The organism is Streptococcus sp. 22.1 (assembly GCF_016648645.1).
Classification (GTDB): domain Bacteria; phylum Bacillota; class Bacilli; order Lactobacillales; family Streptococcaceae; genus Streptococcus.
Genome location: NZ_JACLQK010000022.1, coordinates 15,088 through 38,362, shown reverse-complemented (window position 1 = coordinate 38,362; position 23,275 = coordinate 15,088). Strand labels below are relative to the sequence as shown.

At 35.6% G+C, this 23,275-nt stretch carries 20 protein-coding genes and 4 pseudogenes; 11 read left to right on the top strand and 13 right to left on the bottom strand.

Annotation, left to right across the window (positions count from 1 at the left end):
• Positions 1–139: 139 nt before the first annotated feature.
• A pseudogene (locus tag H7U04_RS11455) lies at positions 140–496 on the bottom strand (IS30 family transposase); the annotation flags it as partial.
• A 107-nt stretch (positions 497–603) separates the two neighbouring features.
• Here H7U04_RS11455 and H7U04_RS09635 point away from each other — a divergent pair.
• From H7U04_RS09635 to xerS, 9 genes and pseudogenes are all read left to right on the top strand, one after another.
• Positions 604–969, top strand: a complete 366-nt coding sequence (locus H7U04_RS09635) for a hypothetical protein (RefSeq protein WP_110981340.1) — start codon at positions 604–606, stop codon at positions 967–969.
• A 248-nt stretch (positions 970–1,217) separates the two neighbouring features.
• Positions 1,218–1,691 (top strand): annotated as a pseudogene (gene tnpA / locus H7U04_RS09630) (IS200/IS605 family transposase).
• Positions 1,692–1,874: 183 nt separating this feature from the next.
• Positions 1,875–2,126 (top strand): transposase, encoded by a 252-nt coding sequence (locus tag H7U04_RS09625; RefSeq protein WP_181419180.1) that lies wholly within the window; start codon positions 1,875–1,877, stop codon positions 2,124–2,126.
• A 162-nt stretch (positions 2,127–2,288) separates the two neighbouring features.
• Positions 2,289–2,720: pseudogene (locus H7U04_RS11545) on the top strand (IS30 family transposase); the annotation flags it as partial.
• 166 nt (positions 2,721–2,886) lie between these two features.
• Positions 2,887–4,317, top strand: coding sequence for a hypothetical protein (locus H7U04_RS09615; RefSeq protein WP_195916123.1), 1,431 nt, complete (start codon positions 2,887–2,889; stop codon positions 4,315–4,317).
• Entirely contained in the window at positions 4,310–5,293 is a 984-nt protein-coding gene (locus tag H7U04_RS09610; protein ID WP_110981338.1) for a hypothetical protein, read from the top strand. Before H7U04_RS09615 ends, H7U04_RS09610 begins: the two co-directional genes overlap by 8 nt.
• A gap of 29 nt (positions 5,294–5,322) precedes the next feature.
• Complete coding sequence (locus H7U04_RS09605) at positions 5,323–5,526, top strand: hypothetical protein (RefSeq protein WP_110981337.1); 204 nt, start codon at positions 5,323–5,325, stop codon at positions 5,524–5,526.
• 132 nt (positions 5,527–5,658) lie between these two features.
• A complete protein-coding gene (locus H7U04_RS09600) occupies positions 5,659–6,726 on the top strand; it encodes a hypothetical protein (protein WP_207185740.1) in 1,068 nt (355 codons plus the stop codon).
• Between the two features lie 135 nt (positions 6,727–6,861).
• Positions 6,862–7,935, top strand: coding sequence for a tyrosine recombinase XerS (xerS, locus tag H7U04_RS09595; RefSeq protein ID WP_110981335.1), 1,074 nt, complete (start codon positions 6,862–6,864; stop codon positions 7,933–7,935).
• A gap of 222 nt (positions 7,936–8,157) precedes the next feature.
• Here the strand turns inward: xerS and H7U04_RS09590 are convergent, their stop codons facing one another.
• From H7U04_RS09590 to H7U04_RS09570, 6 genes are all read right to left on the bottom strand, one after another.
• Positions 8,158–9,456, bottom strand: a complete 1,299-nt coding sequence (locus tag H7U04_RS09590; protein ID WP_181419179.1) for an LPXTG cell wall anchor domain-containing protein — start codon at positions 9,454–9,456, stop codon at positions 8,158–8,160.
• Between the two features lie 134 nt (positions 9,457–9,590).
• Entirely contained in the window at positions 9,591–9,944 is a 354-nt protein-coding gene (locus tag H7U04_RS09585; protein WP_110981333.1) for a hypothetical protein, read from the bottom strand.
• The gene (locus H7U04_RS09580; protein WP_110981332.1) at positions 9,941–11,356 is read right to left on the bottom strand and encodes a Y-family DNA polymerase; all 1,416 of its coding nucleotides are present in this window, start codon (positions 11,354–11,356) and stop codon (positions 9,941–9,943) included. The genes H7U04_RS09585 and H7U04_RS09580 overlap by 4 nt, the downstream gene beginning before the upstream one ends.
• 179 nt (positions 11,357–11,535) lie before the next feature.
• Entirely contained in the window at positions 11,536–12,261 is a 726-nt protein-coding gene (locus tag H7U04_RS09575) for a hypothetical protein (RefSeq protein WP_230309971.1), read from the bottom strand.
• Between the two features lie 127 nt (positions 12,262–12,388).
• Positions 12,389–12,568 carry a hypothetical protein gene (locus H7U04_RS11445; RefSeq protein ID WP_073689379.1) on the bottom strand — a complete coding sequence of 60 codons (180 nt, stop codon included), beginning with the start codon at positions 12,566–12,568 and terminating at the stop codon, positions 12,389–12,391.
• Between the two features lie 544 nt (positions 12,569–13,112).
• Positions 13,113–13,625, bottom strand: coding sequence for a GNAT family N-acetyltransferase (locus H7U04_RS09570; protein ID WP_110981331.1), 513 nt, complete (start codon positions 13,623–13,625; stop codon positions 13,113–13,115).
• 125 nt (positions 13,626–13,750) lie between these two features.
• On the opposite strand from H7U04_RS09570, the gene H7U04_RS09565 reads away from it, so the two are divergent.
• A complete protein-coding gene (locus tag H7U04_RS09565) occupies positions 13,751–13,945 on the top strand; it encodes an integrase (protein ID WP_075227838.1) in 195 nt (64 codons plus the stop codon).
• Between the two features lie 320 nt (positions 13,946–14,265).
• Here the strand turns inward: H7U04_RS09565 and H7U04_RS09560 are convergent, their stop codons facing one another.
• Positions 14,266–15,336, bottom strand: a complete 1,071-nt coding sequence (locus tag H7U04_RS09560) for a hypothetical protein (protein ID WP_110981330.1) — start codon at positions 15,334–15,336, stop codon at positions 14,266–14,268.
• On the bottom strand, positions 15,330–16,796 hold the full coding sequence (locus H7U04_RS09555; protein ID WP_110981329.1) for a DUF5677 domain-containing protein: 1,467 nt from the start codon (positions 16,794–16,796) through the stop codon (positions 15,330–15,332). Before H7U04_RS09555 ends, H7U04_RS09560 begins: the two co-directional genes overlap by 7 nt.
• Before the next feature lie 397 nt (positions 16,797–17,193).
• Between H7U04_RS09555 and H7U04_RS09550 the strand changes: the two are divergent.
• Positions 17,194–17,843, top strand: a pseudogene (locus tag H7U04_RS09550) (transposase); the annotation flags it as partial.
• Here the strand turns inward: H7U04_RS09550 and H7U04_RS09545 are convergent.
• The 4 genes from H7U04_RS09545 to H7U04_RS09530 all read right to left on the bottom strand — a co-directional run bounded on the left by H7U04_RS09545 (position 17,798) and on the right by H7U04_RS09530 (position 23,216).
• Positions 17,798–18,364, bottom strand: a complete 567-nt coding sequence (locus H7U04_RS09545; protein WP_073689384.1) for a hypothetical protein — start codon at positions 18,362–18,364, stop codon at positions 17,798–17,800. The pseudogene H7U04_RS09550 and the gene H7U04_RS09545 overlap by 46 nt on opposite strands.
• 12 nt (positions 18,365–18,376) lie before the next feature.
• On the bottom strand, positions 18,377–19,030 hold the full coding sequence (locus H7U04_RS09540; RefSeq protein WP_110981328.1) for a hypothetical protein: 654 nt from the start codon (positions 19,028–19,030) through the stop codon (positions 18,377–18,379).
• 247 nt (positions 19,031–19,277) lie between these two features.
• Positions 19,278–21,818 carry an SspB-related isopeptide-forming adhesin gene (locus tag H7U04_RS09535; RefSeq protein WP_201059710.1) on the bottom strand — a complete coding sequence of 847 codons (2,541 nt, stop codon included), beginning with the start codon at positions 21,816–21,818 and terminating at the stop codon, positions 19,278–19,280.
• 18 nt (positions 21,819–21,836) lie between these two features.
• A complete protein-coding gene (locus tag H7U04_RS09530) occupies positions 21,837–23,216 on the bottom strand; it encodes a hypothetical protein (protein WP_110981326.1) in 1,380 nt (459 codons plus the stop codon).
• Positions 23,217–23,275: the final 59 nt, after the last annotated feature.

Sequence of the window (23,275 nt, the reverse complement as noted above, 5' to 3'; positions counted from 1 at the left end):
TATTAACTATTACTTCATAATATCTAAAAATTTTAAGAAAAGTCCTTGTTCTTTAGGTTAAACAAAGTTTTTTCAACTTATGCCAAATTCTTTACATCACACATTTTGTATACTTACTTTTTATAACATTTTATTCGTGAATAAACGTATCCACACTGTGACGACGGATTGTGGAGGTAACAGCTTTCTCTAGCTCTTTAATAAATCGTGATGAATACTGGTCTAACTTTAGATAGACATTATTTTTACGGTTTTCTTCGTAGACACATTGACCGCTATCAGCAAAATTAGTTCATTTACCATTCTTATCTTAGAACTGAGTGAGCGTACCAAGCTTAACCTCACGAGAAATTGTCGAACGTTTTCGTCCTAATAGACAAGCAATCTCAACTGGTTTCCTCCCTATCTTGAGATGGGAACTAATTTTTCCTTGTACAGTGGTTGATAAGTGAGAATAACGAGATTTTCTGGTCGAATGAGTGTAGGATATGTTCATCGTCTTTCTATACCGAGTTGGGGAATTCTAGTATATAAGACGAACATGTCTTTTCGTTGTACCTCATTTTACAAAGTGGGAATATTTTATTTTTATGGGAGTCAGAATTGCAAAGAAGTCCATTTTTTAAAGAAAACATAAATCAATCAGTTGTTAAAAGGTATACTGTAGAAAATACTGTTTGCACTAATTTATTTGAATTGAAATTAGAAGGGATATTCTTAATTACTGCAAACATAGTTGGAACTATTAGCGATTTATATTATTTGGAAAATGAAAGGGTTCGGAAAGGTGATACAATTTGTACTTTAAATTATTTAGGCGTTTGCTATTCTTTATCAGCAGATTTTGATTTAATGATTATTAAAAGTTATCAAGGTATTAGTTCGGTTATTGAATGGGGAGCTCCAATTTTTCTAATAAGAAAAGATATCATGGTTGAAGGTTATATAAATTATGGTAATTATTTGTAAAAAAGCTAATAGAATAATAAGAACGCTAGTCTATGATCACTAATGGCTCTTTGTCAACTGTAGTGGGTGACTTATAACTAACATCTAGAGAGGATCGTTCCGGTTCTCTCTTTTTTGTTTTACGAAAACCACTAGCTGTGCTAGTGGTTCCGAAAAGCTTTTAGCGATGTATCAAAAAAGTCCCCCTAAAGTGATATATTAGATAAGGTTTCCCGACCACTAACTAATATACAAAAGGAGGACCCCTGATGAGACAGGATAATAATAGTTTAGCACATACTACATGGAATTGTAAGTATCATATTGTTTTCGTCCCAAAATATAGACGTCAAATAATTTATGGGAAATACAAAGCAAGTATTGGTCAAATCTTACGGTTATTATGTGAAAGAAAAGGCATTGAAATTCATGAAGCAGAAGCTTGCCCAGCTTACACTCACATGTTGGTGAGTATACCACCGAAACAAATTATTTCCTCATTTATGGGATATTTAAAGGGTAAAAATAGCTTAATGATATTCGATCGACACGCTAATTTAAACTATAAATATGGGAACCGCAAATTTTGGTGTCGCAGGTTTTATGTTGATACGGTTGGGCGAAATCAGAAGTGACTTGAAGAATATATTCGTAATCAATTACAAGAAGACGTGATAGCAGATCAGCTAAGTCTATTTGAGGAGTATAATCCGTTTACAGGTGAGAAGAATAAAAGAAAGTAATCTTAAGGAGACCTGCTATACAGGTCAGCTAGCAAAGGTGGTGCTGAAGGGAAACCATTCGGTAGGCCTTTAGGCCTCGGCCGGTAGCAGAGGCTTTCAGCCGAAGAGAAAGCCACCGGTTCTGATATGATACCTCTTAAGTAGACATGGTAAATACCTAAAATCTACTTAAGAGGTATTTTTATGTCTAGAAGAGAAAATTACACTCCATTCGAGAAAGAACAAGCTTGTATCGATTATATTAATGGTAATTGTTCCAGATCTGAAATACGTAACTGTCTCCATATTTCCACAAGGGCGATTCAAGATTGGGCTGCTATCTATAAAAAATATGGGATTTTAGGATTTACAAAGAAAACAAAAAATCGTTCCTATTCAAAAGAATTTAAAATGGAACTTGTAAAAAATGTATTAGTAGTGGCGAAGAAAGTTTAATTGACAAAAGGAATCATCACAAACTAGCTGACGAGGTTAGGTAAACAGCGCCATGAATCAAAATACTTAGTGATTGAATGCTTTAACAGAAATAAAAGTTGAAGCATTAGCTGAATGTGCAATCTGCTCGGAATTACGTGTTCTGCATTTTATGAATGGAAACATAGAGTAGTCCCAGCAGAGGAACAGTACAACCGTAGGGATAAGCAAAAAGGTCAAAAGTCTTGTTTGACACCAAAGTTGAAAAAGGAAATTGAGAACGGTTAAAAATCCTCTTGGTCGCCTGAACAGATTTGTGGTCCGCTATCAGCTTGAACAAAAGCCAATGGTAGCTTTTAAAACTATTTATAACTGGCTCTATGCTGGTTTGATTGATCTGGATTTGAGCGTCCTTCGTCATAAAGGAAAAACTCGACAACCCAAAGAAACACTTGGAAGATTTAGGCTTGGTACGCCAATTTCCCAAAGAAAACAGATTTAGCGACTATCTCTGATGAGGCTTTGAACAAGGCCTTATATGATATCAATCACCGACCACGAAAATGTTTACCTTACAGAACTGCTTGTGAAGCCCTAATAGAAGAGTTCGAGTAAATGTTGCACTTATTCTTGCAATTTATCAAGTATACATTATCAGAGAAGTATATCAATCTGGCTCTTGGTTTTGAGTTCTAATTTGTGCGTGGGTGTCACTGGGTTAAAAAAGGTATATGAGGTTTAGTATAATGGTTCCAAAAAATTGAAGAGAAGGACTAGACAAATGACAAGAACACCAGGTAATAAAAAATGGTTACAAAATATTGCTAAGAAAATCAATCTTCCACTTTATCCGAAGAAAATATTTAATGGGGAAGAAGTCACTCTCATGCCTGATGGGACAGTTCGATTATCTGAAACAGGAGAAGAGCCTTCAGCTGAAGCACTGGAAGCCTATCAAGACTTCGTTAAGAAATTCAATGAAAGACTACGCCGTTTTGGGGTAAGAACAATCGATGGAAAAGCAACATTGAATACTGTCTCTCGATTTTCGGACGACTATTATAAGAAGTATGCCTCGACACCATTACTGAAACAAGTTTACCCAAAGAATGACTTTCCTTTCCATTTGCAACTTCAAGAGGATTACATCATTCAGATTAACTATAGTCAAGAAACAGATTACGAGTTAATAAGTAAGCAACTAAACCAGTTAGATATGGATATCCTACTATTTATAGCTACTTTCCGAAATGTTCAACTCCTTCAAATTTCAAGGGAGTTTGGTTTACCGATTCCTAAAATCAAACCGCATCTCAAACGACTCAGAGAGTTTTACTTGGTTCAAGAGTGGGAGTTTGAACGTGAAGACACTCCAGGGGCTCTTGCAACAAGTTACTCTATTTACAGTCATGGAACGATGTTGCTCTTACTAGCAAATAAGATCAGCAGAAACTTCACTTATAAATGGAAAGATATTCTTCGGGAAGAAGATAACTACTCTCCTATTCGATACTGGAAGGTCGTAGATGCCTATCAGAACTTCAAATTTAATCAAAACTATGCCTATTTTGTTCCTACGTCAAAACTGGAGAAGTTCACGTATACAGTGACAAAGACACAAGAAAAGAGTGAGAGTAAAAGTCCTCTTTCTGGTATGGAGAAACGAAAATCAGAATTACAAGCCAAAAAGGCGAAGAAGAAAGAGCATACGTATACAGTCCATGTTCCTAGATATCTCTTTATCGGTCAGTTAGCTCTCAATAAAAAGGAAGATGATGGTACAAAGAATCTTTTTGATGTGTATCCTTATATCACTAACGTAGGTGATACCAGCGATCTTGATAAATTGCTCAATGTCTTTAAACACTTTGGACGTTTCGAGGATGGTTTAGATGAAGAAGGCAACAAACGTTATCTACTGATTATCGTGGACAATTTTGATGATATTCAAGAAATTGAAGACAAATATATGCTTATTGAAAATGGTGGCTATAAGAACCTTAATAACATTATTTTCCTTAACCTAGAACTTGCTGCAGAAGAAGGGATTGATAAGTCTCTTGTTGTTATCAGAAGTCAAAATGCAACTGATGGTGGTCGTGTAGCCAAATACATGCCTTTTAGAATGAATGAAGCGTTTAACGAGCGTCCACTAATCAAAGATGCCGAACTAGAAGAGTTAAATCAAGAAGAAGGTGATACTGATGCTTAATATCTATATTGATCCCTACGTCCTATCTCCTTTTGAAGCCTCTCCCTTTTTTCATAAGCTGACTAACTTTGCAAAATCTAAAGACCACAGAGTCGCTATTATGGGATTTAAGTCACATATTTCTTGGAATGCTCTATCGTATTTAGAAGATAAAGCTAAGATTACGATTACCCACAATCATGCAGATCTAGAGGATGAGAAAAAACATGCCGTTCTGCTAGCTGGTTATTTAAAAAAGGATATTGAGTTAGTAACGTCTCCAACAAACCACATTACAGATATCTTCCTCTTTGATGAGCAGGCTCAAATGGATACGAATACTTTGTCTCAGCTACTCAGTAAGGTCCCTTACGTACATTACCTATCAACAGAGCATTTTTTCCATTCTCCTCACGTCAATAATTTCTCTAAGAACAGACCATTTATTTTCAATACCCAACTTTTCCGAGACACGAGAAATATTTATTTTGCTAACAGTTTAGTAGAAGGTCATGATTCACTATTTGAAAGCTTAGCTAAGAATGATATTACCCAACAATCATTTTTTGGTAGCAACAACTATATCTATATACCAGGTCATAATGGAAAAGAAGAAGCACGCGCTAAAGTCATTATGAACGTCACAAAAATTGAAGATTTGACGGTTGAAAGCATAAAACCTTTAGAGAAAGTATTCACATCTTCAGAACCTCAGCTAAGCATGAAAGAGCTACGTTTAGATGAAATAGAAGAACGACTAAAGCAGAAAATGAAGGATTCCGACATAATCAAAAATAACGAAAACTCAAGTGAAGTCTTGAAAATTACTTCTGAAACCCTTACAATGATAAAGAAGGTAATGGATTGTATTGGGAGGATGGAAAATAGTTTAAATGCTAAGATGGCTGAACAAGCTGACGACAACAATAAACTTGATTCAGATTTTGATCCATTATACGCCTTCAGGGCCCAACATGATAAATTGGGGGAAGATTAAACACTAATAAAGGGTTGAAGGAGATAAAAATGGCCGATGAAGTAATGACTAAAAAAAACATTTACTTAGTGTCAGACGTTGACAAAGCTAGGGAACTTGAGGCATACATCGTAAGTACAAAAGATGGTATGGAAGTCTTTGGACTTATTGGTTGTGATGAACTTGAGGAATTAACAGATTCTCAACGAGAATTTGTGCAGAGCGATGAAGCGATGCAATTCAAGAGTAACTAAGCTCCATGATTGATTAAAAAGCTGAGAAATCAGCTTTTTTGAGTAGAAGGAAGAATTATAAGGAATTAAAAATTGATAGGATTAAGTATTTTGGGGATAACATGGAAGGTTCCAGATAAAATAGTAGAATGTTTGGCTTGGATTGGTGTAGTAGCCATCTTCATATTATTCTTAGCAGTATATCAATGCTTCATTGCTAAGAAATTTGATATTCACCAGATATTGAAGAAGTATATAGTTCATGTGCTAGTATTAAGTCTGTTGATTTCTTTTATTATTCCTCTCTTTTCTTGGCATCTTGGGCTTTTCAAAAAAGATAGCCTTCTAAATGGTTCAGATGTTTTAGGTTATTATGGAACAATAATAGGAGGCGTAGTTACTGTAATGGGGATTTACTGTACTTTTAACTATGAAAGGTTGATATCAGCAGAAGGAAGAAAAGCGGATAACTTACCTCTCTTACAATTTTCAATAGAAAACGTACCAGCTAACTTCATATCGTCCGATCTCTATGTAGTGAGAGGAGTTGAAGCTTTTAAGAAACTACACGAGTTATCTGAAAACGATAGGAAACTAAAAAAAAGATTAAACCTTTCTTGTTATACAAAGAAAAAAATTGAGGAGAAAGCTAACAATAATAATCGTGCTGAGTTCCAAAAGGAGCTTGAAGAAATTCAAAAGAAAATTGAAGATAATTCAGAGCTCAAAAAAACAATTTCTCAAGAATTATCGAATATTTTTCGTAAGACCGTGCTTTGTAAATTGAAGATAACCAATATAGGTTTACAGACTGCAATATTATCCTCTATTCGTTTGTGCTCACAAAATGGAACAAAGTCTAAGGTCATGATAGCACATGGTCCTCGTGATTTATACTATAAAAATGTATTGCTAAAGGATGATATGGCGAACATTGAAATGTTTGCTGTTCCTAAGGAAGAAGAAATCAGCTTAACAATCGAGTTCTCTTTTTATGATAATGAAAACCCTTTTTCAGAGGATAACGGAGGAATTCAATATTATGCTAGGGGAGATCATCTTTTAATAGACTTTACTGATGTTTATCGTAATAGATACAGATATAAACTTCCAATCGAGATTGTACATTATAGTTCGACTTATTCAATAGGGATAATGCACAAGCATATACCAGTTCTTCCAATAGAATTAGATAAACCTGAGAAAATAGAGGTATATTAGGATAATATTTGTTAGTTTTTTCAGATATTCTGATAATTAACCACACATCTGTTCGGAAAACAAGTATTTGTTGAATACACATATTAGTTATGATAAACTACTACTAACAAGAAAATTGTTAGATTTGAGGCTAATATGAAACAAGAAACACTTATGAAAAATATAAACGAGTTGCTTGAAATTATGCCTTGGTATGTTAAGGAATATTATCAAGCAAAGCTCGTTATTCCATATAGCTACAAGACACTGTATGAGTACTTAAAAGAATATAGACGATTTTTTGAATGGTTGATTAGCGATCATGAGAAATTGGGTGAAACTGTACGTTATGCAGACTATGATACGATTGCTGATGTTCATATTGATGAGCTGGCCCATTTACCAAAGTCTGTTATCGAAGGCTACTTTGTTTACCTTCGTGAAAATACTGAGCGTCGTTCAATCTCTGAAGTCAGCGTTATTCGAACTAAAGATGCCCTCTCTAGTTTGTTTAAGTATCTTACCCAAGAAACTGAGGATGATGAGGGCGAGCCTTATTTTTACCGAAATGTCATGGTTAAGGTGAAAATCAAGAAACCTAAAGATACCTTGGCTAGTCGTGCAGATAACATGAAAGAAAAACTCTTTCTAAACGATACACAGTCTTTCCTAGATTATATCGACAATGAGCATGAAAAGAAAATCTCAAAACGTGCCCAGGTATCGTTTGTTAAAAATAAAGAGAGGGATCTTGCTGTCATAGCACTTCTACTATCTACTGGAGTCCGTTTATCTGAATTAGTCAACCTAGATATGCAAGATGTCAATCTAGCCACAAGTACGATTACAGTTATTCGTAAAGGTGGGAAAAAGGACGTTGTAAATATCGCTCCATTTGGTATACCTTATATTGAGCGTTACTTAGAAATTAGGAAGGGACGCTACGCAGCAAGTGATTCAGATAAAGCATTTTTCTTAACAACTCAGAATAAAGTGCCTGCAAGGCTTGGCACACGTTCTGTCGAGCTTTTGGTGAAGAAGCTATCTACCGCCTATGGTAAGCCTACTACTCCTCACAAACTGCGACACACACTTGCGACACGTCTATACGAGCAAACAAAAGACAGTCTATTAGTCTCTCAACAATTGGGACACAAGGGGACTGCAATGGTAGAAGTTTATGCACACGTAGCTGCAGAGACGACTAAAGAAGCTTTGAGTGATTTATAACTCATTTAACGGTTAATACATCATATACGATATATAGTTCATTGCTAAACTATGTATATGGTAATAAAGACTATAAATTGTTAACACGGTTTATGATAAGTTAGAAAAAACGAGGAATCTCCTCCTATTTAAGGAGATTCCTCGTTTTTCGTTACTATTTAAAATTTAAAGACGACTGTTTCAATGGTCTCGTTCTTTAAGTTTGCCTCTAGTCATTGTTTATTATGAACGTCTGTGACGCCCTTTATAAACGAAGCTTGTCAAACCAAGTCCTACCAAAACCATACCTAGCATACCAACTTTAGAGTTTGTATCTCCTGTTTTTGGTAAATCGTGACTTGTCAATTTTCCATCAGCTTCCGATTTAATTCCTGCATTACGTGTTTGTGTAAATGGAGAAGTGACAGAATTCATGGAATGAATGTTTTTTGAAGGCACTAGACCAGTAGCCGGAGTTGTACTTACTGCAGGTGCTTCGCTAGTAGCAGGTGTTGTGCTTACTGCAGGTGTTTCACTAGTAGCAGGTGTTGTGCTTGCTGCAGGAGCTTCACTAGTAGTTGGTGTTGTGCTTACTGCAGGTGTTTCACTAGTAGCTGGTGCTGTGCTTGCTGCAGGAGCTTCACTAGTAGCAGGTGTTGTGCTTACTGCAGGTGTTTCACTAGTAGCAGGTGTTGTGCTGTTCGCAGGAGCTTCACTAGTAGCAGGTGTTGTGCTTACTGCAGGAGCTTCACTAGTAGCTGGCGTTGTGTTGTTCGCAGGAGCTTCACTTACTGAATTAGGGTTAGTTCTATAATAACGATAATATAGGGCATCATCCTCATAGTTGGCATGGCCAAATAATCCTGGCTCTTCCGTTGTGATAATATCACCAACCGAATAGTTTTTACCATTAGATCCAGTAATTGTGAAGTATGGGAACCCTTCCACCTCTCCAGCTGACTTTACAATATATCCTTTAGGAGTAACTACTTCACCAGTGAGCCATCCCAATGTGGGGTCATCTGGTGATGAAACATTAATGTATAACATGCGATTAAGACGTGGATCGTTATCAGATATTGGATTTTCACTAGTAGCTGGCGTTGTGCTGTTTGCAGGTGCTTCACTTGTATTATCAGAGTTTAGAGGATAATAGTAGTAATATAGTCTATTATCTTCCTCGTTCTTGTGATTCACTAAAGGATCATTGACAGTTATAATATCGCCGACATTGTAATGTTTGCCGGTGTCATCGAATACGTCATAATGACTATATGTTCCAGGGGCACGAAAGTTCTCATCTACAACGTATGGTTCGCTAGGTTTAATAACCCGACCTGCCATACCACCACTATTAGGTTCATCGGGATAATCTGCCGAATAAACATAGAACATACGATAATCTTTATAGTTAGCATCACTAGCTGTTTCTTCAGCATATACCTTTGTAGACGACTGACCGAATTGAGTTTGCACAGCAGTTGCAAGAGTAATTGCTGCAACTAAAACAATTCCATATTTAGAAAACTTATTAATAGACAAAATAAACCTCCAGGGCAACATTATATAATTTTTAGAAATATAAATTATCACACTCAATGTATCAGAAAAATAAATAAAGTCAAGGTTTTTTTAAGAAATCTTGACTTTTTACTCATTCTCAGTAAATTATTTTTCTAACTTCTTAGAGTTGGTGCAATTTGAAGAATATTGTCGAGTTGAACTAATCTATATCCTTCACTAGTCTTTATTGATATTTCCTTACGAGACAGTTCTCTCACCTCACCGAATAAAGTTATTTTTCTATCACGATGTTTGATAGTAAATTGCCCTTTAAGTTGGTTGGCATAGAGTTGAGAAAGTAATAAGAGTTTCTGAGGCTTACTTAGTTCTGTTGAGAAGTCAACACGATTTTTAGCAGCATGTAATGATGAGGTATGCTCAGACAAAAAGAACCCCATCCACTTCTGCATCCCAGGGTCCTGGTATTCTCTTGCTGCTTGAAATGGTAAATAAGAACGATCAATCATTTTAAACCATCCAATCCACCAGCAGAATGACCTCCGATGAGACTACTTCTGGCAATACTCCTCGATGCACTATCAAGTGCATTAGCTTTTAGCAGAGAGGTAAAACCAAATTGGTCTCTGATAGAATCTATTGCTGTCTGGAGCCTTTCTTCTTTTTCAATTTGTTCGACATCATCGAATAGTGAGATTAATCCAAAAGATTCATCTACAAATCCAGAATAATTAACCGCTACACTTCGGATTGCTCCTGAAGTGTATTTATTATGGAATAATTTCAACACATAGTTTGTCAGCAGGTCCGTGTTATTCGTTGGTTCAATTTTCATTTGAGTATTGATAGAACGCTTGTTCTCATGCTTAGAGTAGCCAAGATGTATAGAAACAACAGTCGCTTTCTTGCCTATCTTTCTCAATCGGATAGCAACTTGTTCGGCCATCTCTCTAAGGATAATTTCAATATCTCGTTGTCTAAAATAGTCTCTAGGAAGAACCTGGGAGTTGCCTAGACCTTTTGATTTTGGTTTATAGGGTTTATGAACGTTACTTTCATCAATACCATTAGCATGAAACCATAATCGAATACCAGCTACTCCTAATTCTTTCTTCAAGATATCTGGGTTAGCATTTGCCAAGTCTTTGATTGAGTAGATACCTAACGTGTTGAAGCGTTTCTCCATTCTTTTACCGATACCCCAGAAATCTGTCATGTTTGGAATAGACCATACCTTCTGCTCCACGTCCTCATAGGACCAATTAGCCCTCATGGTTGGTGTTTTCTTTGCTTCATTATCAAGGGCAAGTTTAGCAAGTAATGGGTTAGCATTGGACATACCAACGGTTGAATAGATACCAGTTTGTCTCCAGATGTCCCTTTGGATTCTTGCTGAAATAAGGTCAAGTTTTTGCTTTCGAGACAACTGCTTATCTGGAACGAAGTAATTAAGAGAACTAGACAGGTCAATAAAACCCTCGTCTATAGAATAAGGGTAAATATCGTTTGGGCTAACATAGTTTTGAAAAATGCCTTGGATTTCCATATTAACTGCGATATACTCGTCCATTCTGGGAGGAACGATGAAAGTCACTTTTGCCCAGTCTTCAATGAATCGCACGTATTCTGGATCTGTTCTCAGTCCTTGTTTCTTCGCATTGTAGTACGAGAACTTTCTTGTTTGAACATCAAAAGGGAGGTCATATGCTCTTCCAACATTTGATTTTCCAAACACAGACTTAAATATCGGTGAAGAAGCTAGGATAAGACCTGCAGAGTTATCAGCTCTACTCATAACACATAGAGAAGTCTTTAGAGGATGTAGTCCTCTCTCAACACATTCGACGCTAGCATAGAAAGACTTCATATCAATAAAGGCAATATCACTGCGAGGTTCCCTAGTGTAATCAAAATATCCCATGTGTCACCTCTTTTTGTTAGTATATAAACTAACAAAAGTATAGACTATTTTGGTGAGGTTTTCAAGTGTTACAACGTTGCCAATAGTCTTTGAGAGTAAAAAAACACCAATAACTATGTAATTGGCGTTTTCAGTGGTCTTCTGATTCTTTTTAAAAAGAGTATAGAGTTATAAGGAACCTATTCAGGACTTCCTGATGATGATGGCTCGGTAGTAGCATGATAGTTATTTGCCTGGTCAATCATATCTTGCACATAAACACCCAAGAGTGTGTTATAACCATTTTCATCAATATTACTATGAAATTCAGGATTTACCCTTGTTTCTTTTGATGATTCGGGAACTCCAGCATCTTGTTGTTGTGCAGGTGTTGTTGGGGTACTTCCAGCTACCGCATTGGTGTTACTCTGAGCTGATTCACTAACAGTTGTTTGAGTAGAGCTTGAACTAGACGATGATGATAGTTGCGTAGAGGATGAGGTTTCCGTTTTTGAGGAGTTTTTGCTTGTGCTATCATCCTTAATCTCAATTAACTTCTCATATATCTTTTGCGTCAAAGCATTTTGTTGAGAGGCCGTTAATGATGCTGCGACACGAATAACAACTGTTCCGTATACATAGTGTGAACCAGGATTGATGACAGTTGGAAGGCCATCGAAAGCACTTAAATAGTCATTTCGTTTTTTGGCATCTTCTGCCGTTTTATAGACTTCAACACATCCACCTGCATCTGTACCTTTTGCTACTAAATCAGCACCAGGAACTGGATTAGTCACTTCATTGTCAGCGAAATAAACTGCTGCCGTATAACTTCCTTGCTTGTTTAAACCTTGGTTTGGATCATTATCTTCTGTAGCTGATTGAACATCTGAAATCGTATCAATTTCCTTAAGACGACTTTCCACAAATGTATTGGAAGGATTGGTAATTTGTTTTAACTGCTTAACACTTGTTGAATACTTCTGGTTTTTATCTTTAAGATGTTTTATTTCTGTCGAGTAGTTAATTTGTTTTTTTAGTGATTTAACTTGTTTATTGATGTCGCTTGTTTTCTTTTTGAATTTTTGCTGTCACTTCATTAAATGACTGTACCGCTCTTTGATGTGGTGAGATTGCAAGTACATAGTACCCTATACCAAAAAATAATAGTACGATAAGAGAAATTATGGCACTTTTCTTTGTATCAATTTTTTTCATAAAATCAAATTTCATTTTCAATCTCTAAAAATCAAGTCTTCAGGATCCCAAATAGTTATCAGGGATTTACTACTAATTATTCTGTTTTATTATACTTAAATGTTCTAACATTTTAAAGTAGTCTTTTGATTATTATTTAAAGAAATTCACTGTTATCTGTTCATAGATAAAGTACCACTATGAAAATTACTGGAGTTTAGAAGTTAAGGATACTATTCATCAACGATACTAAATAAATATTTTCTCTTTATTTTGAGTTAAGAGTATAAGGTAATTCAATGTGTTAAGAAATAATTCATTCTTACTGAAGTAAAATTAGGATTCAATACGAATCAATACAAAAGAAAAACACTGACTTCAAGCGTTTTTCTTTTTGCTAAATTCAGTAAATTGCTATTTCAATTCAAACTCTACCTATTTTCGTAAGACCTGGCTTATGAAGCTCTAGTGGAGGAGTTGGAGTAGATGTTGCACTTATTCTTGCAATTTATCATATAAAAAAGTAGACGAATGTCTACTAGAAATGTTGAGGTTTGGCAAACGGCTGGTAATGATGATGCTATAGATTCCTTATCTCAAATACTGCCGTATGAATCCACTCGTTATTCATTTGAAAGTCATTTTCTATGATTTTACTAAAGGTAAAACCATTTTTTAAAAGCACTCTCTGAGAAGCCAGATTGTACGTTGCCGTCCCCGCGATAATCTTATGTAAACCATAAGTAGTAAAGGCCTTTTCTAAAACGAGTTTAACCGCTTCGCTGGCATATCCTAAATTAGTAACATTTTCTCCAATCCTATATCCAAGTTCTGCTGTTTTTCTATCCTTCCCTAAAACACTTAAATTGATTCTTCCAACCATAACACCTTGTGCATCTTTAATAAGATGCATGTAGACATCATGATTCTCTTGTTCCCTTAACAATTCCCTTGTAATTTCTTTAAAACTTTCTGAATCAAAATAGTGAGCTGGTCTAGGAGGTAAACTTCGCTCAAAATACTCTCTATTTTCTTTTTCAAAAGAATAAACATCTATGCTATTTTCTTCAGACATCAACTCTAAACTTATCATTGTAAACCATCTCGTATCATTCTCTAAACTCAAATTCACTCATGTTCACACAAAGTGGCATTTACAAAATTTAAAGAGATATCTTAATTTTTTCATATCGTATCTACATTATAACATAACATACTATGAAGAAAAATAATATCCATCAAGGACCTCATAAATTTCAACATCTTGCTAAACAAGCAGGTTTTTCTCTTGAGGCCATTTCAGAAGCACTTACTCATAGTGACATCCAAATAACGAAGACTTATGTCAATACTACTGAAAAAGTAAATCAAACAGCAGGAGAAATAGCCTTTAGAAGTCTCAAAAAGCAATAGGGTGAACTTGGGGTGAATTTTGGGGTGAACTTTAGTTTTTTGAACAAAAAAAGACATCCAAGAAAAAATTCTTGAATGTCTGTAAACGTTGATATAATCGTGTTGATTAACGTTTTGAGAATTGTGATGCTTTACGAGCTTTTTTCAAGCCTGGTTTTGGGTAACAAAAATCAAATATCTGTAAAAGCCTATTAAATTAAGCATTCAAACTTCATTTTCGTTGGGAATAAACACCTATAACCTAATCTTACAAACAATGGATTATCATTAGATTACCAAAAATTTGTTTTCGGAGCTTATGTTATTGAGAAACAACATTACTAGCAACCTCTACCTTCATAATTTATCAATAAATGTACACAATTCTCAACCTCAGTAATCAACTGCTCTTGGGTGTTGAAATCATCGAGAGAATTATAAATCTCTCTTATACGATCTGAAAAGTTTTTATTTTTTGCTCTTTCACGTATTTCAGAAATACTTAGCTCAACTCCTTTTTTATCGTATTCAAACCAAATGGGTAAGGTTAATCTTGACATTTTTAAGAAATGTTCTAGTTTTTCTTTTTTCGAATTGTGCACGATATTTAATAAGAAAACATTATAATTTATGTATGTAGTTAGGCTAGAAAAGAATGGGAAAATATTGAAAGAGTAGGAAGTCAGAAAAATATCCATAGCTTGACTGAAATAGCCATAGATAATAAATCGGAAAAGTTCTGTATCATTCATATCTTGTGGGACTATATCTGAGTACTCAATTCGATATTGTTTCAAACGGTCTTTTATCGCTTGTGTAGGATCGTCATAATCAAAGAATAATATCTGCGATAAGTATTTATGTACGACCACAGCATCTATATTCTCGTACTTGTGTAAATTATTAAAATCAATTCCTTCTATAAAGAAGTTTTCAATAAACGGTCTAATATCAACTTTTTCTTTGTTGATAGTTGAACTAGAAAATCTTAGTGGTAATACGTAAAAATTTGGAATCTCTTTTTCTAATAAAACTATCAAATCATCTATTGACTCTACAATCTTTTCTTTTAATTTTTTGAAGTATCTTTCCCTTTGATGTACTGTATTTCCTTTTTCTATTACTTCTAAATAGGATAGTATTGGATCGTCAAATATTTGATAATTCCCTAATGCAAAGAGGATGTTCTTATCTGAGTTATCTACATTAAATTTAGAAACTGCTGTATAAAAATATGTGTTCGAACTATTAAAGAGATATTGGCTACACATCTCTAATAATTTTTGTTTTCTAAACCAAAAATTTCTAATTTTATCTAAATGATAAGCTACATTCTCTAAGTTCAAGTCCCCTCTAACTCTCTTCAGTAACTCTAAATATTCATTTTGTGATTGTCTTAGTTTATCTAGCATAAACTATCACCTTCAATTTGCTCACTTGGAATAGGAAACACTTCTTTAATGACTGATAGATGCTTTGTCAAAACCATCACCAGATCATGACTAACATCAGGTAATTTTTGAATATCGTCTACATCGGGAATACCGTGGAATTGGTGTCCAGCAGAGGTGCATTTTAAAATCGAGCTTTCTCTAATCGCTCCCCAAAGTCCATGTTCAAATTGAGAATCATAATCATAGTGATATTTATATAAATCATCTTCCTCAACTTGTTTAAACTTTTGTCTTATATTCCCATTTCCGAAATATCTAGTATCCATATCTATAAATTCTTTATTTTGAAATTCAGATACTAGTAAATTTAGATATTCAAAATTAATATGAGAGTTTGTTAATTCAGGCTGATTTTCTATATAGCGTTCTGAAATTAGTTTATATCCACCAATACCATAATATTGATATTCTTCCCAAATATTTTTGTGTTTTTCTTCTTCAGCAATTAAATATTTTGTCATCACATAGTTTTCAATGCACGATCTTACTATGGAACGACCTGAAATCGTATATTGCAAATCATGATTCATTAATTCTAGTAACCGCTTATAAGAATAGGTTAGGATACTAGTTAAAACATAGAGTTTCTCGTTAAAAGGCTCTATACTTTGAAGCATATCTCTGTAATATTTTAATGCCGAAGATACTGTATCTTTTATATTATTCAAATCTATAGTATTACTTCTATCCATAACAATTGAATATACCTCACAATCAGTTAGTTGACTAATATTATTCCAAAATCTTTTACTGTAAGGATAATTCATATCTTCGAACATTGATAAAGCTACCTCCATTGAGCGAATCTGAGGACGAATAATTCTCATTTCTGGATCCGATATATCCAAGTAAGGGTATTTAGTTAATCCGTCTACCATGTGTGACTGCGATTTTACAAATTTAATTTTTCCCTGTAGCATTTTGTAATACAGTAAAAAATATCTTACATCCGTTGATAATTGACTAAATTGGTCAGATATTTCATTTAGTACTTTAACAAGTATATCTAGTCTTTGATTAAAAGAGTGACTCTTGCTGTAAAAATTTTTACTCAAAACCTCTTCGCTATCAGGCAAAACTATTGAAAGTGGAGAAAATATTGATAAGTCGAAAGCAGAACTTAATGATTCAACAAATAATTTCTTCTCATCAATATCTAAATTAAGTATTAAACTCATTGTCGGTAAAGGCAAGATTTTTTCTAAATCTAATGCTTTTGATAAATTAGTCAGAGCTAACATCATTCTTTCCATTTGCTCTATTCGATTTCCATATTGCAGAGCTAATCCAATCCAAAGATATTCTGGACCTTTTGAATGAGCCCAGTCAGATTCTTTGCCTATTGGAGTTACTAATTGACTGAATTTAGTTCTAAAAACTCCTTTTTTTAAATCATGGTCACTTAATTTACTAAACATAAGATACCTCTCCGTACAATACTACCTGTACTCTCACTATTGTGCTATACCTCAAACATAAAAGATACTCATTTTTAATGTTATTCCATTTTTTCAAATTATTGATTTCGGTTTATTTTTCGTACATATTTATACTGATTTAATTCTAATACATTTAAAAAAAATACGCAATTTTGATAGAATTTGCGTATCTTATAATTATATATTTGAGAGTCATTATAAATTAACTTTCCGAAAAACAACTATTTTTGGGAAAATAATAAATTGTGAAATACTTATAATCAACTTCAAATCAAAAAGACATTCAAGATAAAAAACTTGAATGTCTTAAAATATTTAAAAGCTTTCAGACTCTTTAAATTAAGGCTCAGCTCCTGTATATAATGTAAAAGTAAAGCAATACACTAGACCTAGAGGTAAAAGAGACTTTCTACGTCCAAAAGACTTTGTCTATGAAGAGCATTTTGACAGCTATCTTTGTCTAGAGAATCAGGTGTTAACTTATGTACAACGACACGTGAAGGCTATAGAGAATATAAAAGCGATCCCCAAATTTGTAAGACCTGTTCCTTGTTGGTGATTTGTACTGACAGTCGCCAGCACCAAAAAATCGTTGTGCGTCATATTTGGAAAGATGCCCTAGAAGTCTGTGAAGATATCCGTCATCAAAGTCGTATGAAGGAACGGTATCAACACCGTAAAGAAACGATAGAACGTTTATTTGGAACTGCTAAAGAATATCATAACTTGCGTTATACCAGAGAAAAAGGAAAGTCCAAAATGGAGGATAAGGTTGGGCTTACTTTGGCATGTCTAAATATCAAAAAATTGGTAAAAATGATGGTAGGAAAGACCTGGTATTTTATCCCAACACCTCAATATTATTGGGTTATAGGAGAATTAAGTGTGAATATAAAAAAGACAAACATCAAAAACGATGTTTGTCTTCATTCTGAGAGGATAGCATCACTATATGCTATCCTTAGTTCGTCCCATGTTTATTATGCAGGTCTTAAAGTTGCTGCTACTGTCCGAATAGTACTTTGAGTAAGTTCATTTTGACTTTCTTCATCTGTGATTACACGAGGTTTTGGAAAGTTCTCGATAGGCTTTTCATGTTCTTTAGCTTGTTTTATAGCCTGTTCCATCCGTTGGTGTTGAGCTTCTGGGCCCCAGTCTTTTTCTGCAGCAATCTCAGAGACCATAAAGGCACTATATCGATATGCCTCTGGAACAATCGTCTGAATTTGTTCTTTAGTGAAGCAGTCTCCCTCACTATAATCGACGACATCCCAAATTAGTCCACCATTGCCATCTTCTCGTGCTGCAAGGAAGTGTTCGCATCCAATAGGATTTGAGAGGTTGATCATAAAGAGTTCTTCAGACCATTCTCCAGTCATTACAGCATCAATGAATGTTTTATATTCATCGTCCGAAGCAAAATTTAGATGCCCGTCTTTCTCAGCTTTTTGAGCTTCACATAATACCTCAAATCGTTCTTGGTATAGTGAGAAACTGTACTGCTTCAAAAAACTTGCTTGTTCTGTTGTTAAAATATTTTTCTTCATCGTGATTACCTCTTATTCTAAGTTAAATGTCAGTGTTACTTTAGTCAATGGAATGTGTTTAAGCCCCCAAAAGCCAGATTTCAGCAACACTTTGAACATACCAGCTACATTTCCTTCTGTATCTTGCCTAAACTTTTCATCTCTGATTTCCGTAAGACCTTTAAACTCGTGAGAAATGCTACTAGCAATAGATGATCGCATAGATTCCTTGATATTATCTACGGTATCAAATCTTCCTCTGATATTTGCATTGTGTCTATCATCAAAAATGATTTTATTGATCTGACCTTTGCTGAAGTTTCTTAAGGCAATAGCTACAACATAAGGAAGTGCAATCGCTAGTGTAACTAGGGGATGTGTTAGAATATCAAACACTATACCTTTTAGAGTGGTGATAAGTACGATATAAGCCAATGCTCCTATCAATTTAAAGTAATTAACTGACATCGTAAATTTATTTTTTCGATTAGCTAATAACAGACCAATACATACATAAACCACTAGTAATACCAGGGCGACAATATGAATCGTCTTTGTTGAAACATTAAAAATATTGTTTGCTAATAACAGAACTGAAGTAGCTGTTATAAATATGATTTCAAGGAAATAAATACTTTCAGCAAACCATTTCATCAGTAACATGAACATTAATTTATTATTTTTCAAAAAGACACCTTTTTTCTACTTATATGGTCTTGATTTTATAAGTCCATAATTATATAAATTATCAGTCCTCATATAAGCAACAACTTCCTTCCTAGTTCGTTTTAAATTACTCCCTAATTATAGGAAAACAAATATCTATTTGTAACCCAGTGACATCTCCTAAAAAAACACAACTCTTTTGAGCTGTGTTTTTAGGGAATTATGAATTTAGAATAGGGAAAAGGATTTTTAAGAAGTGGGTGGTATCTTAGTATTCTTTACTACGTTTAGAGAAACCAAGCATACCTAGTGCAGTAGCTAGAATAACTGCTCCTGCAGTAGCAATAGCTGATGTTGATTTTTCACCAGTGTTAGGAAGAACTTTGATAGCTTGTTGTTGGACAGGCACTTCTTCTACTGGAGTTACTGGGGTAGAAGTAGGTCCGCCAGATTCTCCTACTGGTGCTGCTGGTGGTGTATCGAATGAAACAAGATTTGATTTATAGGCATTACCAAAATCAATCTGATAGAAATCATTTTCTACAGTAGTACCTGCAGGGACTTGCAATGTAGCAGGGAGATTAACTGTTACATTATTATTTTTTAGAATGTAGTCTTGGTAATAATCAACTGGGTTTTTGGCTACCCAGAGATAGAACTCACCAGTTGGGTTAAGACCTGATTCATCTAGGATCTTGTTGATGGCATCAGTACGTCCTTTATCTGAAAGTACGTGATACATATCAAAAAGGTCTTTGACATCTTTGTTCTTGCTATCGACAATAGTAATAGCATCTTCATCTACTGTGAATGCACCATCTTGCACGTCATAAAGGAGTGCAAATTTAAGTGCTTGTTTAGATGCAGCCATATCTTTGTATGGGCTATAGTCAGTCGTCAAATGGAAGGTTACTTTATCATCGTCAGTAGTTTTTCCGTCGATGTCATTTCCACTTGAATCAGTAACAGACTTATGTGGCTTAGGAGCTGTTGGCGTCTTGTTAGTGACAGTATCAGAGAAGGTTTCGTAACCATTACGACCAGCTTTATAAGTGTTATCGTAGAAACCGTTATCGTCCGTTGCTACGAACTTGATTGTAGGTGCTTCAAGAGCTTTACCATCGTATTTGGCAGTAAATGTGTAGGTCTTAGAAGCCTCATCATAATCAACGTTCCAACCTTTAGCCTCATTTTCAGTCTTGTTGGCTTCGATGTTTGGAACTTCTCCAAATTCGAGTGGATCACGTGTTGTCACGGTATCGCCAACTTTTGCATTGGTAAAGATGTTTCGATTATTCAAAACATAGGTATGTTCATCATTCTTAGGAATCATCTTACCATTAACATTTTCACCGTCGCTGTTGAGGACAGTTTTAGTTAAAGTTGGTTGATAATTCATACTGTAGTCATGGTAGCTTACAGATGGAATTTCTGGTTTAACAGGTTCATTAACCTTTTTAACTATAGCTGATGGCACTGTGTTTGGATTAGTGAAATCGAGACTCAACTGACCATGCGTATTGATAATCCAGTTATCATCAATGTTAAGAATTGGGATAATACCAGTAGTTTCGCCTGGTTTTAAGACATAGGACTTGTTAAGTGCAATACTACGATTGATATCTTCCGCAAAGCTTGAGTTACCGTCGTGGTTCACTGAGTAGATTTCTTCTCCGTCTGTGTAAACGTGGTAGTTAAGATTTTGGTTAACACCAGTATTCAGACGGTTACTTGTATAAGCATAGTTCCACAAATCGAGACTATTAAGTGTTACGGTTGTCGAACCGTCTCCGTTAGCTGCAGACGTGAAATTAACCTTACCATTAAGGGTACCTGTACCCAAAACACCCAAGCTATCATTAGCTGAGTCATTCATATCGTGCGTGAATGAGAAGGTGCCGTCTGGATTAACACTACCATTTTGAACAGAGTTCCCGTAAGTCAATTGATCAACATTTTGTGTTGTCACACGTCCATCAACATTAACGTTAGCATTATCCTTCATAGCAGCATAATCTTTGTTAAATGTGTCGATGGTTTCTTTGTTCGAAGCAATCTGCTTGTTAACCTGTTCAGTATAGGTGTTGTAATCACCTACATTTTTACCATCCCCACTTGAGATTTCAGTTGCTTCAGCTTTAATAAGTCCATTACTATCTTTAACCGCTTTGTCTACTTGAGTTTCAAGTGTGTCGTGAGTTTTGTCAGCTGCATCATAGGCTGATTGGCGTCCAGATGCGTCCTGGGTAGCTTGTTTGATTGTAGCTACTTGTTCATTTTGGTCGGCCTTGATTTCAGCTTGCTTTGTTTCGAGTTCTTCGCTTGTAGTCGCAGTCCCCTTGTCTTGGGTAGTATCTTGTGTCACTTTTACACCGCTATCTTTGGCAGTAGCAACTGCATCTGTGACAGCTGAGTTGTCGATAGCTACTTTTTCAGCTTCAGTTGATGTGCTAGCTTTTTCAGCGTAAGCATTATTATCATTAGTGCTTACTGGTTGTGTAGTGGCTACTTCTGCTACTGTTTCAGTAGGTTGTGAGTCAGTAGTGTTTGTTGTAGTCGCTGTGGTTGTTGGAGTAGAGACATCTGAAGTTGCAACAGCTGTAGCTTGTGACATAAGACTGTCTGCGTTTGCTTGTGAGGTAGCAACTGGTTCTGAATTTACAGGAGCATCAGTTACTTCATCTGCGGATGCTTGGGAAGTTCCCCCAACGATTGCTGCAGCACCGAGTGCAAGTACACCTACTGCTCCATAGACTTTATTTTTACGAATAGAGCCATGTCCTTTCGTGTTATTTGAGTCTTTAAACATTTTCAATAATCACCTTTCTTAGTTTGAGTACCATTTATCTTGTTTCACAGCTGTACGTTGAAGACCAAGTGCTGCCAAAATCAAGAATCCAAAGGTAACGAGTTTTGTTCCAGTTTCCCCTGTTTCAGGAAGTGTTACCATTTCTCCTGCCTCAGTCTTAACAGAGACAGTTCCATCCTCATTCACTGCTCCTCCTGCCTGTGAAGCTGGAACTGAGGCTACCGAACCATCGAAGTTTTGTACAACAAGATCACTATTGTTTGTTGAGACAACTTTATAACCAGTATTTGTAACGACTGGTTGACTAGGAGTCACATTAAGTACAACTTGTTTTGTTGAAGGAGAAACGTCCCCTGGTTTAGGTGCTTCTTGAACATTCGTGTCGCTAACTTTAGGAGTTTCTTCAGTTTTAGGAGACTCAACTACCTTGTTTGAAGATGCTGTTGAAGTTGAAGCTACTTCTGTACGATTGTCAGATTTATGTTCAGATGGTGTAGAGACACCAGTTCCATTGGTTCCGTCAAGAATATGAGAAGTGTTTGTAGCAGTTTCAGATAGTTCTGGAGAAGTCGATGATTTCTCAGAAGATGTTGTTCCTTCGCTACTTGGCAAACTTACACCAGTTCCAGATGTTCCATCAGATACTTTTGGTGTTTCTGAACTTGTTGAAGAAGATTCAGCTGACGTTGATGAGCCACTAGGTGCTTCAGAACTTGAAGCGTTATTCCCTTCAGTTGGTGCTGGAGTTGGTGTGGCAACAGTTGACCCTTTATCATTAACAGTATTTGGTGAACTTTCACTGCTACTGCTAGTGTTATTTTCACTATTGTGGTTAGTATTAGCAGTATCCGTTGCGTTAGGCTTAGTAGGATTTTCAGTTACTGTGTGCTCTGAAGGGGTAGGTGTTTCTGATGCAGTTGAAGTTGTATCAGAAGTAGAGTTTCCTTCACTTCCTTCAGAGGTAGCTGTAGACGTTTCAGCAGTTGTACTTGCATTTTCAGAAGTCGTAGGTGTAGCCTCAGAAGTTTCTGATGTCTTCCCTTCGTCTTGACTTGGCGTAGTAACACTTGGTGTTGTAGGTGTAGCTACACCTGTACCAGTAGAACCGTCAGTTACTTTAGGTGTCTCAGTTGTTACACCTTCATTTTTAGAAGTGTCAACTTTAGGTGCTTCAGCAGTTGGGACATCTGTGGTATTGGTACCGGGTGTCGCTGGTGTTGATGAAGCGGGAGGAAGAAGTGTATCGGAGTGTCCAGTCGTAACAGTAGCATTATCTGTTGGTCCAGTTGGTGCGGCAGATTCGTCTGCTGATACCCCATTATTAACCAAACCTGTTGCTACAAGAGCTGTTAAAAAAGCTCCAGATTTTAGGATCTTTGAACGTTTGTTTTTATCCATAAATAAGCAATTTCCTTTCTTAAAAAATTACAGTTAGATGATAGCAAAAGTCATCCCTG

Bases quoted from the DNA above. Each gene is read 5' to 3' on its own strand.
- H7U04_RS11445 (WP_073689379.1), bottom strand. From the start codon at position 12,568: ATGAAATTTGATTTTATGAAAAAAATTGATACAAAGAAAAGTGCCATA.
- H7U04_RS09560 (WP_110981330.1), bottom strand. From the start codon at position 15,336: ATGCTAGATAAACTAAGACAATCACAAAATGAATATTTAGAGTTACTG.
- H7U04_RS09580 (WP_110981332.1), bottom strand. From the start codon at position 11,356: ATGGGATATTTTGATTACACTAGGGAACCTCGCAGTGATATTGCCTTT.
- H7U04_RS09610 (WP_110981338.1), top strand. From the start codon at position 4,310: ATGCTTAATATCTATATTGATCCCTACGTCCTATCTCCTTTTGAAGCC.
- H7U04_RS09530 (WP_110981326.1), bottom strand. From the start codon at position 23,216: ATGGATAAAAACAAACGTTCAAAGATCCTAAAATCTGGAGCTTTTTTA.
- H7U04_RS09625 (WP_181419180.1), top strand. From the start codon at position 1,875: ATGTCTAGAAGAGAAAATTACACTCCATTCGAGAAAGAACAAGCTTGT.
- H7U04_RS09585 (WP_110981333.1), bottom strand. From the start codon at position 9,944: ATGATTGATCGTTCTTATTTACCATTTCAAGCAGCAAGAGAATACCAG.
- H7U04_RS09570 (WP_110981331.1), bottom strand. From the start codon at position 13,625: ATGATAAGTTTAGAGTTGATGTCTGAAGAAAATAGCATAGATGTTTAT.
- H7U04_RS09545 (WP_073689384.1), bottom strand. From the start codon at position 18,364: ATGAAGAAAAATATTTTAACAACAGAACAAGCAAGTTTTTTGAAGCAG.
- H7U04_RS09555 (WP_110981329.1), bottom strand. From the start codon at position 16,796: ATGTTTAGTAAATTAAGTGACCATGATTTAAAAAAAGGAGTTTTTAGA.
- xerS (WP_110981335.1), top strand. From the start codon at position 6,862: ATGAAACAAGAAACACTTATGAAAAATATAAACGAGTTGCTTGAAATT.
- H7U04_RS09535 (WP_201059710.1), bottom strand. From the start codon at position 21,818: ATGTTTAAAGACTCAAATAACACGAAAGGACATGGCTCTATTCGTAAA.
- H7U04_RS09605 (WP_110981337.1), top strand. From the start codon at position 5,323: ATGGCCGATGAAGTAATGACTAAAAAAAACATTTACTTAGTGTCAGAC.
- H7U04_RS09615 (WP_195916123.1), top strand. From the start codon at position 2,887: ATGACAAGAACACCAGGTAATAAAAAATGGTTACAAAATATTGCTAAG.
- H7U04_RS09565 (WP_075227838.1), top strand. From the start codon at position 13,751: ATGAAGAAAAATAATATCCATCAAGGACCTCATAAATTTCAACATCTT.